Raw genomic sequence first — 18,604 nt, 5'->3', positions numbered from 1 at the left:
AGGAATGGCGACTCTGCCGGCCCTCCGATCTTTCGGCAGCTCCTCTTCAGGCGGCGAGCAGCTCGTCGGCCGGACCGAAAAATTCGTAGTGAATATGGTCGGACGGCACACCGGCGAGCGACAGCGCCGCCACTGCGGCACGCAGGAAGGGGCGCGGACCGCAGATATAAAAGTCCGCCTCGCCCACCGGGGTGTTTGCGACCAGCCATTCTTCGGTGATCAGGCCTGCATGGTCATAGTCGCGGCCCGCCACCTCGTCGGCCAGCGGCGTCTGGTGGAAGTCGATGACGCGAACCGTACGCCCCTTCGCCGCCAGCGCGCGGACATGATCGCGCATCGCATGGGTGTCGCGATCGTGCGTGCCGTGAATATACTGGACGGGGACATCGCCGCCGCCCTCGACGAGAGCCTCCAGCATGGACACCATTGGCGTCAGGCCGACGCCGCCCGACAGCAGGACGACGGGGCGCTGCGGCGACTGGCTCAGGAAAAACTCGCCGGCGGGCGCCGCGACTTTCAGGATCGTGCCGACATCGACGCTGTCGTGAAGCCAGCCCGATGCAAGGCCCTGCGGCTCGCGCTTCACCGAGATGCGATAGGTTTCGCCATTGGGCGCGGCCGAGATCGAATAGTTGCGCTTGACCGGCGGATGTCCGGGAATCTCGAACCAGAAGGTCAGATACTGACCCGGCCTGAAGGCCATGGCCGCGCCGCCATCGGCGGGGCGCAAAGTGAAGGATTTGATCACGCTGCTCTCTCGCGTCACCGTCTCGACACGGAAATCGCGCCAGCCGTTCCAGCCTCCGGTCGTCGCCTTCTGCTCGCCATAGACCCGGGCTTCGCGCGCGATCAGGATGTTGGCGAGGAACCAATAGGCTTCCCCCCAGGCGACCAGGATTTCGTCGGTTGCCGCGTCGCCGAGCACGGCCTTGATCGCGCCGAGCAGCGCGTCGCCGACATGCGGATAATGTTCGGGCAGGATCTGAAGCCCGACATGCTTCTGGGCGATGCGCTCGACGGCGGGCGCGAGCGCCGCCAGATTGTCGATGTTGCTGGCATAGGCGAGGATGGCCCCGGTCAGGGCGCGCGGCTGCGATCCCGTATCCCCATGATGCGACTGGTTGAACAGGTCGCGGATCTCGGGGTTTTCGAACATGCGCGCGTACATTTCGTGGACGATGTCGAGACCATGCGCTTCGAGCGCCGGGACGGTGGCTTTGACAAGCGCGATGGTGCGATCGCTGAGCGGCTGTGACATGGGATCTCCTGTGGATATGGGAAAAGCGGCCCGACTCGATTAAACATGTATTAATCGCGCATGTATGGCGATCGATTGAAACATGCAATAGAAATGCATATTATTGGCGACGAGCCGGTGAAAGGAATGTGCGATGCGCCTGACGCGCTACTCCGACTATGCGATCCGGGTGCTGCTCTATCTGGGTAGTCAGCCCGACGACCGGCTGTCTTCGATCGGCGATATCGCGCGAAGCTATGGCATTTCGCAAAATCATCTGATGAAGGTCGTCAACGATCTGGTGAACGCCGGTTATCTGGAAAGCGTGCGTGGGCGTTTCGGGGGCATCCGTCTCGCCCGCGCACCCGAGGCGATCAACATCGGGGACGTCGTACGCCATACCGAGGATGGCTTTGACCTGGTCGATTGCGCGAACTGTATCATTGCTCCGGCGTGCGGGCTGACGGGGGTGCTGCACGAAGCGCTGGCGGCGTTCATGCAAGTCCTCGACCGCTACACACTCGCCGATCTCCGAGCCAACCGGGCTGGCCTATGGACGATTCTGGAGACAAAGAGCGCAATCCCGGATTGAGCCGGCCCAATCCTGTGGGGTCAGGCCGATGGCTGGCCAAGGGTCGGGGCACATTAGACAGCGCCAGAAGATGACGGTTGCGGCGAGAGCGATGGCGGAGAAATAGGTTCTATTCAGGCTCCTCGCAGCGAGCCTGAATCACCGCCATCAACGTAAATCAATGGGTCCTGACCCTGGGCGTCACCGAACCGGATGCGGAGAAGTTTGATCCAGCGCAAATTCATTGGCGGCTACTCTGCTATCTCGGAGAGCGGGGAGGCGAGGCAAACCCATGGAGGATAGAAAATGTTCTGCCCGGAATGCGGCGAAGTGATCGGATCGGGGCCGCTCGACGTGCGGCGCGCGCGCCACTGTGGCCGCGACGGCGTCGGCGTCGCGAAAGCCGTCGGCCAATGGTTTCGTATTCTCCTTCGCTCTCTCCGTCGAGACGACTGAGCATGGCGCCGCACCATTGCCGGCCCGGCGCGGGTGGCGATCCGGCCATGGCCACCGCGGCGCTTGCCTGCCCCTCGGCTTTCGAAACGACCCAAATGGTGGCGCGCGCCGGTCAGTCGATCGCGCCGGAATGACCATAGGCGCGAACGTGACGGAGGCGGCCGGCGGCTCGGGGGCCGGGGCGCCGCTCTGGCTTCAGGGCGGCTATCGCCTGCTCTTCGCCTGCGGCGCGTTGTGGGCGGCGCTCGTCGTGATTCTGTGGGTTGGCGCGTTCGGCGGCCGCTGGACGCTCCCGACCGCGATGGCGCCGCTCGCCTGGCATCAGCACGAGATGCTGTTCGGCTATCTGGGCGCGATCATCGGCGGCTTTGTCAGCGCCGCCATACCCAACTGGACGGGGCGCCCGACGGTGACCGGGTGGCGCATCGCCGCAGTGGTCGGCCTGTGGCTGGCGGCGCGGCTGGCAATCCTCTTTTCGGCGACGGTGCCGCCGCTGATCGGCGCAGCGCTCGACAGCCTCTATCTCCTCATCCTCCTCGCCTATGCGGCGCGCGAGATTTTCGCCTCGGGCAATCGCAACAAGCCGATCCTGATCATCCTCTTTCTGTTCGCCGCCGCCTCGGCGCTCGATCACGCCGCGATGATGGGCGCGCTCGCCGATCCGATGCTCGGGATGCACATTGGCTTTGCGCTGGTCCTGCTGTTGATCGCGCTCATCGGCGGGCGCATCATCCCCGCCTTCACGCGCAACTGGCTGGTACGGCAGGGCGCCAATGAAGGCCTGCCGACCATGCCGAACCGTTTCGACATGATCGCGATGGGAACGACTGCGCTCGCGCTCGCGGCGTGGGTCGCCGGCCCGGCAAGCCCCGTCGCGGCGGGATTGCTGATCGTCGCGGGGGGGCTTCAGGCAGTCCGCCTCACGCGCTGGGCCGGGTTGAAGGCGTTGCGCGACCCGATCGTCTTTGTCCTTCATCTTTCCTATGCTTGGCTGCCGGTCGGACTGATCTTGCTGGGGAGCGCGATGCTATATCCGCTCCTGCCCGTGTCGAGCGCCGTCCACGCGCTCGGCGCTGGGGCGATGGGGACGATGACGCTGGCGGTGATGACGCGCGCGACGCGGGGGCACACCGGTCGCCCGCTCGTGGCCGACCGCGCGACCGTCCTCATCTATAGTTTGGTTCATTCGGGCACGTTCCTGCGCGTGATCGCGCCGTTGCTGCCGTTCGAATATTTGCGGGTCATCGCGCTCGCGGGCGCGCTGTGGGCGACGGCGTTCCTGTTGTTCCTGATCGCCTATGTCCCGATGGCGGTGCGGCCGGTTTCCGGCCATCTGGCATGATCGACGCACCCGTCACGGGTGCGCGCCGGGCGCGCATGGCGATGGCGGCAAACCCATCGTCCCTTCCCACGACCGCCGTAGTCGACTACGGGGGAGGGGTGATCGACTGTACCACCTGCGTCGTCCGCAACCGGGCAATTTGCGCAAGCCTCGACGCCGACGAACTGGTGCTGCTCAGCAAGCTGGGTCGGCGCCAGCGCGTGAAGGCGGGCCATACCTTGTTGTGGGAGGGCGATGATGCACCCGTCGTGGCCAATGTCCTCGACGGCGTGCTGAAACTGGTCGTCGCGTCCGCTGACGGCCGTGAACAGATCGTCGGCGTCGTTTTTCCGTCGGATTTCATCGGCCGCCCGTTCGGCAAGGAAAGCCCGTACAGCGCCACCGCGATGACCGATGCCGAGGTTTGCATCTTCAATCGCAAGAGTTTCGACGATTTCGCCTGTGCGCACCCCGATTTGCAACACAAGCTGCTGCGCCGCACGCTCGACGAACTGGACCGCGCGCGGCATTGGATGATGCTGCTCGGCCGCAAATCAGCCGAAGAGAAGGTCGCGTCCTTCCTGCTCGAAATGTCCGAGCGCTTGTCGGGGCAAGGGTGCGGCGGTGGCGCGCGGAGCAGTTTTGAGCTTCCGTTCGGCCGCCAGCAGATCGCCGACATATTGGGGCTGACGATCGAGACGACGAGCCGTCAGCTCACCCGGATGCGCGCCGCGGGCCTGCTCGACCTGCCGTCGCGCCGCGAGATCGTCATTATCGACCGTGCGGCGATGGAGACCCTCGCGGGCTGACCGCCCGCGCATGGTCTTTTTCTGGGGCAAATCGCCCCGTTGATGCGCCGCAACATTTTTCGTTGATCCAGGTCAATGTTCGGTGGCGCTCGCACCGCCATGGACGATCGTGAACGCGCGCGATGGAGCCGCGCCGAACAGGGATTCGCGATGATGGACGATCTGGTTTTCAAGGCTGGCGGCTGGCTGGCGCTCGCGCTGCTGGCGCTGGTCTTCGCGACGCTGGCTGTCGACGCGCCCTTTGCGGTTCATATGATCATCATCGCGATCACCTGCATGATCGCGCTGTGGTTCCGCGTCTCACGCGCCGATTATGCGGGGATGGCGCGCGGGCTGCTGAAGATGCCCGCGGACGAAGGCGTCTATGACGACGATCCGGTGCGCTGGGGCGTCATCGCTACCATCTTCTGGGGCGTCGCGGGGCTGGCGGTCGGCCTCTATATCGCGTTGCAGCTCGCCTTTCCCGCGCTCAATCTTGGGATCGAATATACCAGCTTCGGGCGGCTGCGCCCGCTCCACACGTCGGCGGTCGTCTTCGCCTTTGGCGGCAATGCCCTGATCGCGACGAGCTTTTATGTGGTGCAGCGCACCTGTCGCGCGCGGCTCGCCTTTCCCGGCGCCGCGCGCTTCGTCTTCTGGGGTTACCAGCTCTTTCTGGTTCTTGCCGCCACCGGCTATGTCATGGGCGTCACCGAGGCGCGCGAATATGCCGAGCCCGAATGGTATGTCGACCTGTGGCTGACGATCGTCTGGATCGTCTATTTCATCGTCTTCGTCGGCACGATCGTCAAACGCCGCGAGCCGCATATCTATGTCGCCAACTGGTTCTATTTGAGCTTCATCGTCACCATCGCGATGTTGCACATCGTCAACAATCTTTCGATTCCGGTGACGATTTTCGGGTCAAAAAGCTATTCGGCTTTTGCGGGGGTGCAGGATGCGCTGACGCAGTGGTGGTACGGGCATAATGCGGTCGCCTTTTTCCTGACCGTGCCTTTCCTCGCGATGATGTACTATTTCGTTCCCAAGCAGGCGGAACGGCCGATCTACAGCTATCGCTTGTCGATTCTGCATTTCTGGTCGCTGATCTTCCTCTATATCTGGGCCGGGCCGCACCACCTCCATTACACGGCGCTGCCCGACTGGGCGCAGACGTTGGGCATGGTGTTTTCGGTCGTCCTGTGGATGCCGAGTTGGGGCGGCATGATCAACGGGCTGATGACGCTGAATGGCGCGTGGGACAAGATCCGTACCGACCCGATCATCCGCATGATGGTCGTCGCGCTTGCCTTCTATGGCATGGCGACGTTCGAGGGGCCGATGCTGTCGGTGAAGGCGTTCAACAGTTTGAGCCACTATACCGAATGGACGATCGCGCACGTTCACGCCGGGGCGCTCGGCTGGAACGGCATGATCACCTTTGCCGCGGTCTATTATCTGGTGCCGCGCCTGTGGGGACGCCCGCGCCTCTATTCGCTGCGCATGGTCAACTGGCACTTCTGGCTCGCGACGCTGGGGATCGTCTTTTACGCCGCCTCGATGTGGGTGGCGGGGATCATGCAGGGGCTGATGTGGCGCGAATATGGGGCCGACGGCTACCTCGTCTACAGCTTTGCCGAGACCGTTGCGGCGATGCACCCGATGTATCTGATCCGGGCCGCGGGCGGAGCGATGTATCTCGCCGGCTTCCTGCTGATGGTCTTCAACGTCTGGGCGACGCTTGCGGGCAGGGTCCGCGAGGAAAAACCGATGACCGAAACGCCGTACAACGCCGCCGCGGACCGTCCGCTGGCGCCCGTTCCCGCCGAATAAGGAGCCAAGGCAAATGGCGATCCAACCCGCCGAAAAACGCTTCAGTCACAAGAAGCTCGAACGCAACGTCAGCCTGCTCGGCTTCTTTTCGCTGATCGCCGTTGCGATCGGCGGCATCGTCGAGATCGCGCCCCTGTTCTGGATCGACAACACGATCGAGAAGGTCGACGGGATGCGTCCTTACACCCCGCTCGAGCTTGCCGGGCGCAACATCTATATGCGTGAAGGCTGTTACACCTGTCACAGCCAGATGATCCGCCCGTTCCGCGACGAGGTCGAACGCTATGGCCATTACAGTCTGGCGGCCGAGAGCATGTACGACCATCCGTTCCAGTGGGGGTCGAAGCGGACCGGGCCGGACCTTGCCCGCGTCGGCGGTCGTTATTCGGACGAATGGCACAAGGCGCATCTGATCGACCCGCGCAGCGTCGTCCCCGAATCGATCATGCCCGGTTATGCCTTCCTCGCCGAGCGCGATCTTGCCCCGGGCGACATGAAGCGCGACCTGACCGCGCTCACCCGCGTCGGCGTTCCGTATACGAAGCAGGACATTGCCAAGGCGAACGACGACATCCGCGCGCAGGCCGATCCCGACGCGGGGGCCGGTGACCTCGTCAAACGCTATCCGAAGGCGCAGGTGCGCGATTTCGACGGCGACCCCGCCCAGGTGACCGAAATGGATGCGCTGATCGCCTATCTCCAGATGCTCGGCACGTTGGTCGATGTCGAAAAGGCGGCGCCGCAGGAACAGGCGCACGCGCCTGCCGCGGCTTCGGGAGCGGCGCGATGAGTTATGACGAGGTGCGGCATTTCGCCGACAGCTGGGGGCTGATCGTCATGGTGGCGATGTTCCTCCTCTTCATCGCCTGGCCGTTTCGCAAGGGCGCCCGCCGTCACCATGACGAAGCGGCAAATATGATCTTCAAGGACGACGAGCATGGCCGATCATAAGCGTATCGACGAAGTGACCGGCACGCACACGTCGGGTCACGAATGGGACGGCATCGAGGAACTCGACACGCCGATGCCGCGCTGGTGGCTGTGGTCGCTCTATGCGACGATCGTCTGGGGCATCGTCTATGTCATCCTCTATCCCGCCTGGCCGATGATCCATGGCGCGACCGAGGGTGTGCTCGGCTGGAGCAGTCGCGGCCAGCTCGAACAGGAGATGCAGGCCGACGCGGCGCGCCGCGCCCCGGTGATGAACGCGATCGCCGCGACCTCGATCGCCGACCTGCCCGCAAAACCCGAACTGATGCAGGCGGCGGTGCAGGGCGGGGCGGCCGCCTTTCGTGTCCATTGCGTCCAATGCCACGGCGCGGGCGGCGCGGGGGTGAAGAAGCTCTATCCCAGCCTGACCGACGACGACTGGCTGTGGGGCGGCGATCTTGCGACGATCGAATATACGATCACCCATGGCATCAGGAATCCCGATCACAAGGCGACGCGGACCAGCCAGATGCCCGCCTTCGGACGCGACGGCATCCTCGAGCCAACGCAGATCGCCGACGTGGTGAGCTTTGTCCGCACGATCAGCCATCAGGAAAAGCGGAGCGCATCGTCAGCGCGCGGCGCGGTGCTGTTCGAGGCGAATTGCGCGGTATGCCATGGCTCGACCGGCAACGGCGGGCGCGAGGTCGGCGCGCCGAAGCTGAACGATGCGATTTGGCTCTATGGCGGCGACCGCGCCAGCATCACTGCGACGGTGACTCAGCCGCGCAACGGCGTGATGCCGCGCTGGAACAGCCGGCTCGACCCGGGGACGATCAAGATGCTCGCCGCTTATGTCTATTCGCTCGGCGGCGGCGAAAAGGCGCCGGCGCCGGCCTTGGCCGCCGCCGCGGCGGAAGGACCGGGAGCCGATGGCCAGCCCTGACGACCTGACCGGCGAGCATGGATCGCTCTATGCGGCGCGCAAGGGCGTCTACCCCAAGAAGGTGGACGGCCCTTTCCGGCGTTTCAAATGGGCGATCATGGCGGTCACGCTGGCGATCTATTACGGAACGCCGTGGATCCGCTGGGATCGCGGCCCCCATGCGCCCGACCAGGCTGTGCTCGTCGATCTGGCGAACCGGCGCTTCTACATGTTCCAGATCGAGATCTGGCCGCATGAATTCTATTATGTCGCGGGCCTGCTCATCATGGCGGGGATCGGGCTGTTCCTCGTCACCAGCGCGGTCGGGCGCGCGTGGTGCGGCTATGCCTGTCCACAGACGGTGTGGACCGACCTGTTCCAGCATGTCGACCGGCTGATCGACGGCGACCGCAACGCGCAGATCCGCCTCGCAAACGCTCCATGGACGGCCGAGAAGATCGTCAAGCGGACGCTGAAATATGCGGTCTACCTGACCGTCGCATTCTGGACCGGCGGTGCGTGGATCATGTATTTCGCCGACGCGCCGACGCTGACGCATGATTTCTGGACCGGGCAAGCCGCGCCGGTCGCCTATGTCACGGTGGCGGTGCTGACCGCGACGACCTTTGTCCTCGGCGGCTTCCTGCGCGAACAGGTGTGCATTTATATGTGCCCCTGGCCGCGCATCCAGACCGCGATGATGGACGAAAAATCGCTGCTGGTGACCTATAAGGACTGGCGCGGCGAGCCGCGCGCCAGCGTCAAGAAGGCCGAGAAGGACCCCGGCGCCTTTGGCGACTGTGTCGATTGCAACCAGTGCGTCGCGGTCTGCCCGACCGGCATCGACATTCGCGAGGGGCCGCAGATCGGCTGCATCACCTGCGCGCTGTGCATCGACGCCTGCGACAGCGTGATGGCGCAGGTCGGCCGACCGCGCGGCCTGATCGACTATTGCACGCTCGACGACGCCGCGACCGAAAAGGCGGGCGGGGTCGCGCCGCCGATCCGCAAGACGCTCTTCCGCCCGCGCACGCTACTGTATTTCGGCCTGTGGGGCGCGATTGGCCTCGCGATGCTCTTCACCCTCGGCCAGCGCACCCGTCTCGATCTTGCCGTCCAGCACGAGCGCAGCCCGCTCTATGTCCAGCTTTCCGACGGCGCGATCCGCAACAATTACACGCTGAAGCTGCGCAACATGGAACTCCGCCCGCGCACGATCGAGGTCACGCTGAGCGGCCTGCCCGGCGCGCGGTTGTGGATCGAAGGCGGCGCGCGCGAGACGGCGCAGCAGAGCCTGCGCATGTCGCTCGCGCCTGACCGGGTGACGAGCGCGCGGCTGTTTATCGTCGCTCCTGGCGCGGGCCCGGCGCGGCAGGAATTCATGATCGCGGTGCGCGCGCTCGACGACGATCCGCGCGGCGACAGCGAGACCATCCAGTTCGACCGGCCGGGGACCGAACCATGACCGACAAGCGCGAACGAAAGCCCTTCACCGGGCGCCATGCGGCGATCATCCTGATCGCCTTCTTCGGCGTCGTCATCAGCGTCAATATCGTGATGGCGAGCTTTGCGCTGTCGACCTTTGGCGGCACCGTGGTCGACAACAGCTATGTTGCGAGCCAACATTACAATGAATGGCTCGCGCGGGCCGCGGCGCAAGAGCGGCTCGGCTGGGACAAGAGCGTCACTGTCGACTCTGACCGGCATGTCCGGCTGATCGTCCGCAAGGACGGCGCGCCGCTGGACGGGCTGCGCATCGTTGCGACGCTCCGTCATCCGCTCGGTCAAGCGCCTGCGCGCGCGATGCGCTTCGTACCAGCTGCAGGCGGCGCTTTGCGTTCGGCCGAGGCCTTGCCAGCCGGGCGCTGGCAGATCGACCTGTCGGTGCATCACGGTGCCGACGAGGCGCGCTATCGGATCGATCTCCAATGACCGCGGTCGCGAACTCGTTGATCGAACGCGATTTCGCGGTGCCCGACATCCGCTGCGCGGGCTGCATCGCCAAGCTGGAGCAGGGGTTGGTGCGCGACCGGCGGATCGCCGCCGCGCGGGTCAATTTCACCGAAAAGCGCGTGCATCTGTCCTGCACCCCCGACGCCGAAACGCCCGAGTTGATCGGCGCCTTCTCGCGGCTCGGGTTCGAGGCGCATCCGATCGGCGACGGTCCGCCGGAGGCCGATCGCGGCGCCTCCGACAGCCGCGCGCTGCTGCGCGCGGTCGCGGTGTCGGGCTTCGCGATGATGAACATCATGCTGCTGTCGGTGTCGGTCTGGTCAGGCGCAAGCGGCGCGACTCGTGACCTGTTCCACTGGCTGTCGGCGGCGATCGCGCTGCCGACGGTCGCTTATGCCGGGCGGTCTTTCTTCCGTTCGGCGTGGCGCGCGGTTCGCCACGGCCGGACCAATATGGACGTGCCGATCAGCATCGGGGTGCTGATCGCGACCGCGCTCAGCCTGTACGAAACTGCGACGCACGGCCCGCACGCCTATTTCGACGGCGTCGTGATGCTGCTGTTCTTCTTGCTCTGCGGCCGCTGGCTCGACAGCGTGATGCGCGACCGCGCGCGGGGCGGGGTGACGGCGCTGCTCCGCAACATGGGCACCGGCGCGATGGTCGTCGACCCGGACGAAGCAAGCCGCTGGGTCGACGCCACCGCGATCGAACCCGGCATGGTCATGCTGGTCGCCGCGGGCGAGCGGCTGGCGGCCGACGGCGTGATCGTGGGCGGTGCCAGCCAGATCGACCTGTCGCTGCTGACCGGCGAAAGCGCGCCGCGGGAGGTGCTGAGCGGCGATCCTGTTCACGCGGGAACGCTGAATATCGAGGCGCCGGTCCGTGTCCTGGTCACCGCGGCAGGCGCCGACACCGCGATCGCCGACATCGCGCGTCTGATGGGCGAGGCGGCGCAGGGCAAGTCGCGTTATGTCCGCATCGCCGATCGCGCGGCGCGCTATTATGCGCCTGCGGTCCACACCCTGGCTTTGCTCGCTTTCGCCGGCTGGATGATCGCCGGGGCCGGCTGGCACCACAGCTTGCTGATCGCGGTCGCGGTGCTGATCATCACATGTCCCTGTGCGCTCGGCCTCGCGGTGCCAGCGGCGCAGATCGTTGCGGCGGGCGCGCTGATGCGGGTCGGGGTGCTGGTGAAGGACGGATCGGCGCTTGAACGGCTGGCCGAGGTCGATCGGGCGATGATCGACAAGACGGGAACGCTGACTCTCGGGCGACCGGTCGCGGCCAATCTCGATGCCGCCGACGCCACCGCCCGCGCGCTGCTGCTCGCGCTGGCGCGCGCCAGCCGTCATCCGCTGAGCGAGGCGCTGACCCGCGACCTGACGGCGGCGGGCGTGACGCCGCTTGCGGTCGAGGCGATCCGCGAAACCCCCGGCGCCGGGATCGAGGCGCGGTGGGGGACGCGGCGGGTGACGCTGGGTCGACCCGCGCAGACCCTCGCCGACAGCGCGCTCGCGACCGAACTGGCGATCGACGGCGTGCCGGCGATCATCGTCCGCTTCTCCGACACGCTTCGTCCCGACGCCCCCGACACGATCGCGGCCCTGCGGCGCGCCGACGTCATGCCAACGATCTTGTCGGGCGATCGTGCCGCCGCTGTCGCGCCGGTGGCGCGCGCGCTCGGCCTGACCGCCCAGACCAGCATGAGCCCGCAGGACAAGCTCGCCGCCATCGCGCGGCAGGCCGCAATGGGACATAAGGTGTTGATGATCGGCGACGGGCTGAACGATGGCCCGGCGCTGGCCGCCGGTCATGCCTCGATCGCGCCGGCCTCGGCGAGCGATGCGGGCAAGAATGCCGCCGATTGCATCTTCCTTGGCGACCGGCTGATGCCGGTAATGCAGGCGATCCGGGTGGCGCGGCGGACGCAGGCGATTGTGCGACAGAATTTCGCGCTCGCGATCGGCTATAATGTCATCGCGGTTCCGCTCGCTTTTCTCGGCTATGTAACACCGTTGGTTGCCGCCATCGCCATGTCGGGATCGTCGCTGATCGTCGTCGGCAATGCGTTGCGGTTGAAGCGCTCGGCGCGATGAACGGGCTGCTCGTCCTGATCCCGGTCGCACTCGGCCTCGGGCTCATAGGCCTCGCCGCTTTTTTCTGGTCGCTGCGCGGCGGGCAGTTCGACGATCTTGACGGCGCGGCGCTGCGCATCTTCGTCGAGGATGAGGAGAAGGACGTCCCATGATGGCGCGGTATTTCGTTCTGGCGTTGGCCGCGGCGGTGCTGATGCAGCCGCCCGGTGCAGCCGAAGCGCGCGTCCTGACCATTCCCTCGTGCGGCGGCGCGGCGCACCGGATGATCGTACCGGGCGATCCCGCCGACCCGAAACCGCGGCGCGACTGCGCCAAGGCCTGCCACGTGATCGGCGAACGTCGCGGCAAGCGGGCGGGGTCGTTGGGCTGCTGCTGATTCCGTCGCCGTTGATCCCGATCAATGTCGTGGTGCCGGTTCGGGCATAGGGTGCGTGCATGTGGTCCTATCATCCCGATCTGCTCGCAAAGCCGGTTCCGCGCTACACCAGCTATCCGACGGCGATGGAATTCGCCGAAGATGTTGGTGCGAATGATTATGCGCGCGCCCTTGATGCAGTCGAACCGGCGACGCCGGTCTCGCTCTATGTCCATATCCCCTTTTGCGAGAGCATCTGTTGGTATTGCGGCTGCAACACCGGCGCGGCGGGTCGCAAGCAGCGGCTCGACGATTATCTGACGGCGCTCAGGTCGGAGATCGCGCTCGTCGCGAAGCGGCTGGGCGGACGCGGGCGCGTGAGCCGCATCGCTTTCGGCGGCGGCAGTCCCAATGCGATCGCGCCGGTCGAACTGGTGCGCTTGCTCGACCTGCTGCTCACTGTTTTCGATGCGCATCGGCCCGACGTTTCTATCGAGCTGGATCCGCGCGGCTTTTCACCCGAATGGGCGCTGGTGCTCGCGGCGGCGCATGTCACGCGGGTCAGCCTTGGCATCCAGACCTTCGCGCCGCACGTCCAGCAGGCGATCGGGCGCATCCAGCCGCTTTCGCACATCGAGCGCGTCGTCGCCGCGCTGCGCCTGCGCGATATCAACGCGATCAATTTCGATCTGATGTACGGCCTGCCCGGACAGGAACTGGCCGATGTCGAATCGACGATCGACGAGGCGCTCGCGCTGGCGCCGAGCCGCATCGCCTTTTTCGGTTACGCCCATCTTCCGCAGATGATCGCGCGCCAGCGGCGGATCGACGCGAGCCGGCTGCCCGACCAGCGCCTTCGCTTCGAGCAGGCCGAGCTTGGCTATCGACGGCTGACCGCGGCTGGCTATGTCCCGGTCGGTTTCGATCATTTCGCCCGGCCCGACGATTCGCTCGCCCTCGCAGCTCGCGAAGGCCGGGTGAATCGCAATTTTCAGGGCTTTACCGAGGACGCCGCCCCCATTTTGCTTGGTTTCGGCGCCAGCGCGATCAGCAAGTTTCCCGATCTGATCGTCCAGAACGAGAAGCGGTCCGGCTCCTATCGCGATCTTGTCGGCGGGGGGCGACTCACCGCGGTGAGAGGCGTCCGGGTCGAGGCGGGAGAGCAGCGGCGGGCGCGGCATATTCGCGACCTGTTGTGCAACGGGCGCGCGCATTTGAGTTTCGATGAGCTCGCGCCGGCTCGAAGCGCCCTGACGGATTTCGAACGACGAGGGATTGTCGAGTGGGATGGCGATGCGCTCGTGATTCGCGACCACGGCCTGCCCTACGCGCGGCACGTCGCCGCGCGGTTCGATCGCATCCGGGGCGACATTCGGCCGATCTAGCAGCGGGGCGCGGCTTCCGGCGACAATTGGCAATTCACGCCCAAAAGCTTGCTGACCGCAAACGTGAAGGGTTTACGGTCAGCAGCGCGACGCCATGGATTCGCCGGGATGACGGTGCGAGTTTTTTCCGCCGTCCCCGATTTGTCATCGAACCGACGCGGGAATCGCAAGAATCGCTGCCATGGGCGGGGCCGGATCCACCTTTCTCCGGGAGACCTGCCATGGCCAGCCAGCCCAATCGCAAGATCGCCGCCGCCGTCGTTCGCGAGGATGCCGAGCAGAAGCAACGCCTGCTCGACCGCGCCTTCGCGTTCGCCTTTCGCGGGCTCGTCTACGCCCAGATCTGGGAAGACCCGGTCGTCGACATGGAGGCGCTGGCGATCGAACCCGGCAACCGCATCGCGACGATCGCGAGCGGCGGGTGCAACGTCTTCTCCTACCTCGTCGCCGATCCCGCCGAGATCGTCGCGGTGGACCTCAACACCGCGCATGTCGCGCTGGGTCATCTCAAGCGCATCGCGGCGGCCCGGCTGCCCGATTATGCGCGCTTCCGCCGTTTTTTCGCCGAGGCCGACAGCCGCGACAATGTCGAGGCGTATAAGGCGTATGTGCGCCCGCATCTCGACGACGTCAGCCGCCGTTACTGGGAGGGCCGCGACCTTGTGGGCCGCCGCCGCATCAACGGCTTCGCGACCGGGCTCTACAAGCGTGGACTGCTCGGCAATTTTATCGGCGTCGCGCATCTGCTGGCGCGGCTGATGAAGGCCGATCCGCGCGCGCTGCTCGAGGCGCGCGACATCGACGAGCAGCGCCACATCTTCGAAACGAAATTCGCGCCCTTCTTCGACAGGAAGTTCGTGCGCTGGGTCACCGACCAGCGCTCGTCCTTGTTCGGACTCGGCATTCCGCCCGCGCAATATGACGCGCTGGCGGGCGGCAAGCCGATGGCCGATGTGCTGCGCGCGCGGCTCGAGAAACTGAGCTGCGATTTCGACCTCAAGGACAATTATTTCGCCTGGCAGGCGTTCGGGCGCGGTTATGGCCGTGACGCGCAGGCGCCGCTGCCGCCCTATCTGCAGGCGGACAATTATGCCGCGGTCAAGGCGCGCGCCGAACGGGTGACGATGCTTCACGCCAACATGACCGACATGCTGGCGGCGGCGGATGACGCCAGCTTCGATCGCTATATCTTCCTCGACGCGCAGGACTGGATGAGCGACCCGCAACTGCTTGCGTTGTGGAGCGAGGTCCTGCGCACCGCGCGACCGGGCGCGCGGGTGCTGTTCCGCACCGCCGCCGAGCCAAGCCTGCTGCCCGGACGCCTGCCCGACGCGCTGCTCGACCGCTGGGACTATCGCGCCGAGGAATCGCGCGATTATACGCGGCGCGACCGCTCGGCGATCTATGGCGGCGTCCATCTCTATGTCCTGAAAGCCTGATCGTGGCGGCGGCACAGGGGCATGCCGCGCTGATGGACAATGTCTATCGCGGCCAGCGCCATATCTATGACCTGACCCGCAAATATTATCTGCTCGGTCGTGATCGGCTGATCGATGAATTGCAGCCGCCGGTCGGCGGTCATGTGCTCGAGGTCGGCTGCGGCACCGGGCGCAACCTGATCGCGGCGGCGCGCTGCTGGCCCGGCGCGCATATTCACGGCATCGACATTTCGGCCGAGATGTTGAAAAGCGCGCGCGCCGCGATCGCCCGGGCGGGGCTGGAGCGGCGGGTGACCGTCGCCCAGGCCGATGCCACCGGGTTCGACCCCAAGGCGCTGTTCGGCGTCCCGCACTTCGACCGGGTCTTTCAGAGCTATACGCTGTCGATGATCCCCGACTGGCAGGGCGCGATCGGCGAGGCGGTGCGCCATCTGTCGCCGAACGGGGTGCTGCATATCGTCGATTTCGGCCAGCAGGAGCAACTGCCCGGCTGGTTCCGCGCTGCGCTGTTCGGCTGGCTGGCGCGTTTCCATGTCGCGCCGCGTGCTTTGATGATCGACGCGATGCGTGAATTGTCGGCCGACACGGGCGGCCGGCTGGTCGTGACGCGCCTCTATCGCGGCTATGCCTGGTCGCTGCGGTTCGACAGGGGCCGACGCTGATATTGCCAAAGCGCGCGCGACCTGCTCCCTTCGGCGACGGAGGGAATGATGAGCGAGACAATAGGGCCGGCGGGTCCGGCCGACCAGCTGGCCGTGATCGAGACATTGGCACAGGCATTCCAGACCGACCCGGCGCTGTCGTGGATATTGCCCGACCCCGATCATCGTGCGCGGGCGCTGCGCGGCCTGTTTCGCGTGCTGGTACCCGCCGACATGCGCGCGGGAGTAGCGCTGCGATCCGAAGGCGACGCGGCGGCGGCGCTCTGGCGCGCGCCGGGGCAGGCGCATAGCGGGACACTGGAGTTCCTGCGCACCGTCATCCCGCTCGTCGCGACGTTCGGTACCGCCCTGCCGCGCGGACTGAAGGTGCAGGCCGGCATCGACGCGCACCGCCCAAAGGCGCGCTTCTGGTATCTTCATTATGTCGGCGTGCGGACCGCGCATCAGGGCAAGGGCCATGGCGGCCGGATCATCCGCGCGCAGACCGCGGTCGCCGACACCGAGGGACTGCCGTGCTGGCTGGAAACCGCGACGCCGGAAAATGTGCCGCTCTACGAACGGCTGGGGTTCGTCACGCAGGTCGAATGGGATGTACCGGGCGGCGGCCCGCATTTCTGGGGCATGATGCGCCCGGCGTGCTGAGCGTCAGTCGTCGAACCCGACGAAACGCACCGCTTCTTCGACGCTCTTGCGGTTCGACACCACGGCGTTGGCGGGGAAATCCGCTTCGGGCCAGCCCATCGCGACGCAGATCATGATCACCTGGTCGTCGGGGATCGCGGCATGTTCGCGCACCACCGGGCTTTGCATGATGCCCTGGCTGTTGATGACGCAGCCGAGCCCGCGCGACCAGGCGGCGTTGACCAGCGCGTTGCTCACCGCACCACAATCGAACGGCGCGATGTCGCTGCCGAGCAATATGCGGTCATAGGTGACGACGACGCTGACCGGGGCGTCGAACTGGCGGAAGCCGCGGAGCACCCAGTCCTGGCGCGCGTCCTTGTCGTCGCGCGCGATGCCCATCGCACCGAAGAGCTGCTTGGCGATCTCGATCTGGCGTGCGCGATGGTCGTCGGCGATGCCGTCGAAGCGGCGGAATTCGCGGCTGTCGGGCTTGCCGGCGAGAATGCCGTCGGTGTTACCCCGGCGGATCGCGTCAAGCGGATCGCCGGTGACGACCGAGAAATTCCAGCACTGGTTGTTGAACGACGAGGGCGCGCGCATCGCGACTTCGATCACCTCGGCGACCAGCGCCTTGGGAACGGGCTTGTCGAGGAAGCCGCGAATGCTGCGGCGTCCCCGGACAACCTCGTCAAAACCCGGTGCGGCGCTCACGCGGCCTTACGCAGTTCCAGACGATCCCAGATTTCGGTGAGCGCCTGGGTCAGGTCGCGCATCATCGCCTCGTCATGCGCCGGGCCGGGGGTAAAGCGCAGCCGTTCGGTGCCGCGCGGCACGGTCGGGAAATTGATCGGCTGCACATAGACGCCATATTCGGCGAGCAATATGTCGCTGATCTTCTTGGCGCGCACCGGATCGCCGACCATCAGCGGGACGATGTGCGTGGTCGAATCCATCACCGGCAGGCCGGCGTCGCGGAAGCTCTGCTTGAGGTAAGCGGCGGCTTCCTGCTGCGCGTCGCGCTCGACGCTCGACGCCTTGAGGTGGCGCACGCTCGCGAGCACACCGGCGACGAGCACCGGCGACAGGCTGGTCGTGAAGATGAAGCCCGGCGCATAGCTGCGGATCACGTCGATGATATTCTTGTCGGCGGCGATATAGCCGCCCATCACGCCGAACGCCTTGCCGAGGGTTCCCTCGATGATCGTGATGCGATCGGCGGCTTCGTCGCGATCGCTGATGCCGCCGCCGCGCGGGCCGTACATGCCGACGGCATGGACTTCGTCGCAATAGGTCAGGGCATTATATTTGTCGGCAAGGTCGCAGATCGCGTGGATCGGGGCGACGTCGCCGTCCATCGAATAGACGCTTTCGAAGGCGATCAGCTTGGCGGCTTCGGGATCGTCGGCGGCCATCAACTCTTCGAGATGTGCGAGGTCGTTGTGACGCCAAACGCGCTTTTCGCAGCCCGAGTTGCGGATGCCCGCGATCATCGAGGCGTGGTTGAGCTCGTCCGAATAGATGATGCAGTTGGGCAGCAGCTTGCCGAGCGTACCGAGCGTCGCTTCGTTCGAGATATAGCCCGACGTGAAGAGCAGCGCGCCGTCCTTGCCGTGCAGGTCGGCGAGTTCGGCTTCGAGGTCGATATGATAATGGGTGTTGCCGCCGATGTTGCGGGTGCCGCCCGAACCGGCGCCGACGTCATGCAGCGCTTCTTCCATCGCGGCGACGACCTTGGGATGCTGGCCCATGGCGAGATAGTCGTTCGAACACCATACGGTGATCGGCTTCGGGCCGTTGTGACCGGCGAAGCAGCGTGCGTTGGGAAAGGACCCGCGATTCCGGAGGATGTCGATGAAGACGCGATAGCGCCCTTCTTCATGCAGCCGGTCGATGGCGCGTGCGAAAATATCGTTATAGTTCACGTATCAGCCCCGCAGTCAGGTGCCAGTCCAAGCCATTGGGCCGCTCCCTCCGGGCGGCTATTAACACGGCGGCCAATAACGCCGAAACAACCCGAAATCCAGTGCGA

The 18,604-nt window shown here is 65.7% G+C and carries 19 protein-coding genes; 16 read left to right on the top strand and 3 right to left on the bottom strand.

All coding sequences use genetic code 11. The features are described from left to right. Positions 1–46 precede the first annotated feature (46 nt). A complete protein-coding gene (gene hmpA / locus ASD67_RS12790; protein ID WP_056347775.1) occupies positions 47–1,258 on the bottom strand; it encodes an NO-inducible flavohemoprotein in 1,212 nt (403 codons plus the stop codon). Between the two features lie 133 nt (positions 1,259–1,391). On the opposite strand from hmpA, the gene ASD67_RS12785 reads away from it, so the two are divergent. The 16 genes from ASD67_RS12785 to ASD67_RS12710 all read left to right on the top strand — a co-directional run bounded on the left by ASD67_RS12785 (position 1,392) and on the right by ASD67_RS12710 (position 16,593). Further along, a complete protein-coding gene (locus ASD67_RS12785) occupies positions 1,392–1,829 on the top strand; it encodes an RrF2 family transcriptional regulator (RefSeq protein WP_056347773.1) in 438 nt (145 codons plus the stop codon). Positions 1,830–2,412: 583 nt separating this feature from the next. Next, entirely contained in the window at positions 2,413–3,606 is a 1,194-nt protein-coding gene (locus ASD67_RS12780) for an NnrS family protein (protein ID WP_162248580.1), read from the top strand. A gap of 98 nt (positions 3,607–3,704) precedes the next feature. Then, positions 3,705–4,394: a Crp/Fnr family transcriptional regulator gene (locus ASD67_RS12775; RefSeq protein WP_056347768.1), complete on the top strand. Its 690-nt coding sequence runs from the start codon at positions 3,705–3,707 to the stop codon at positions 4,392–4,394. A 153-nt stretch (positions 4,395–4,547) separates the two neighbouring features. Further along, entirely contained in the window at positions 4,548–6,206 is a 1,659-nt protein-coding gene (gene ccoN, locus ASD67_RS12770) for a cytochrome-c oxidase, cbb3-type subunit I (RefSeq protein ID WP_056348489.1), read from the top strand. Positions 6,207–6,219: 13 nt separating this feature from the next. After that, on the top strand, positions 6,220–6,996 hold the full coding sequence (gene ccoO, locus ASD67_RS12765; RefSeq protein ID WP_056347766.1) for a cytochrome-c oxidase, cbb3-type subunit II: 777 nt from the start codon (positions 6,220–6,222) through the stop codon (positions 6,994–6,996). Then, the gene (locus tag ASD67_RS12760; RefSeq protein ID WP_056347764.1) at positions 6,993–7,157 is read left to right on the top strand and encodes a cbb3-type cytochrome c oxidase subunit 3; all 165 of its coding nucleotides are present in this window, start codon (positions 6,993–6,995) and stop codon (positions 7,155–7,157) included. The genes ccoO and ASD67_RS12760 overlap by 4 nt, the downstream gene beginning before the upstream one ends. Beyond that, positions 7,144–8,082, top strand: coding sequence for a cytochrome-c oxidase, cbb3-type subunit III (gene ccoP, locus ASD67_RS12755; RefSeq protein ID WP_056347762.1), 939 nt, complete (start codon positions 7,144–7,146; stop codon positions 8,080–8,082). Before ASD67_RS12760 ends, ccoP begins: the two co-directional genes overlap by 14 nt. Then, positions 8,069–9,526 (top strand): cytochrome c oxidase accessory protein CcoG, encoded by a 1,458-nt coding sequence (ccoG, locus tag ASD67_RS12750; protein WP_056347760.1) that lies wholly within the window; start codon positions 8,069–8,071, stop codon positions 9,524–9,526. The genes ccoP and ccoG overlap by 14 nt, the downstream gene beginning before the upstream one ends. Then, positions 9,523–9,993 (top strand): FixH family protein, encoded by a 471-nt coding sequence (locus ASD67_RS12745; RefSeq protein ID WP_056347758.1) that lies wholly within the window; start codon positions 9,523–9,525, stop codon positions 9,991–9,993. The genes ccoG and ASD67_RS12745 overlap by 4 nt, the downstream gene beginning before the upstream one ends. Beyond that, positions 9,990–12,110: a heavy metal translocating P-type ATPase gene (locus ASD67_RS12740; RefSeq protein ID WP_056347756.1), complete on the top strand. Its 2,121-nt coding sequence runs from the start codon at positions 9,990–9,992 to the stop codon at positions 12,108–12,110. Before ASD67_RS12745 ends, ASD67_RS12740 begins: the two co-directional genes overlap by 4 nt. Then, positions 12,107–12,262, top strand: coding sequence for a cbb3-type cytochrome oxidase assembly protein CcoS (gene ccoS, locus ASD67_RS12735; protein ID WP_056347754.1), 156 nt, complete (start codon positions 12,107–12,109; stop codon positions 12,260–12,262). Before ASD67_RS12740 ends, ccoS begins: the two co-directional genes overlap by 4 nt. Then, positions 12,259–12,486, top strand: coding sequence for a hypothetical protein (locus ASD67_RS12730; RefSeq protein ID WP_156377705.1), 228 nt, complete (start codon positions 12,259–12,261; stop codon positions 12,484–12,486). Before ccoS ends, ASD67_RS12730 begins: the two co-directional genes overlap by 4 nt. Before the next feature lie 59 nt (positions 12,487–12,545). Beyond that, the gene (hemN, locus tag ASD67_RS12725) at positions 12,546–13,850 is read left to right on the top strand and encodes an oxygen-independent coproporphyrinogen III oxidase (protein WP_056347749.1); all 1,305 of its coding nucleotides are present in this window, start codon (positions 12,546–12,548) and stop codon (positions 13,848–13,850) included. Positions 13,851–14,071: 221 nt separating this feature from the next. Further along, positions 14,072–15,289: a DUF3419 family protein gene (locus ASD67_RS12720; protein ID WP_056347747.1), complete on the top strand. Its 1,218-nt coding sequence runs from the start codon at positions 14,072–14,074 to the stop codon at positions 15,287–15,289. Positions 15,290–15,321: 32 nt separating this feature from the next. Further along, positions 15,322–15,951: a class I SAM-dependent methyltransferase gene (locus ASD67_RS12715; RefSeq protein WP_056348487.1), complete on the top strand. Its 630-nt coding sequence runs from the start codon at positions 15,322–15,324 to the stop codon at positions 15,949–15,951. Positions 15,952–15,999: 48 nt separating this feature from the next. Further along, entirely contained in the window at positions 16,000–16,593 is a 594-nt protein-coding gene (locus ASD67_RS12710) for a GNAT family N-acetyltransferase (protein ID WP_056347745.1), read from the top strand. 3 nt (positions 16,594–16,596) lie between these two features. Here ASD67_RS12710 and ASD67_RS12705 read toward each other — a convergent pair whose 3' ends face one another. Next, the gene (locus ASD67_RS12705; protein ID WP_056347743.1) at positions 16,597–17,286 is read right to left on the bottom strand and encodes a nitroreductase; all 690 of its coding nucleotides are present in this window, start codon (positions 17,284–17,286) and stop codon (positions 16,597–16,599) included. Further along, positions 17,283–18,497, bottom strand: a complete 1,215-nt coding sequence (gene hemA / locus ASD67_RS12700; RefSeq protein ID WP_056347741.1) for a 5-aminolevulinate synthase — start codon at positions 18,495–18,497, stop codon at positions 17,283–17,285. Before hemA ends, ASD67_RS12705 begins: the two co-directional genes overlap by 4 nt. Positions 18,498–18,604: the final 107 nt, after the last annotated feature.

Origin of the sequence: Sphingopyxis sp. Root1497, assembly GCF_001427085.1 — a bacterium.
Taxonomy (GTDB): domain Bacteria; phylum Pseudomonadota; class Alphaproteobacteria; order Sphingomonadales; family Sphingomonadaceae; genus Sphingopyxis.
This window is presented reverse-complemented; position numbering and strand designations above follow the sequence as displayed.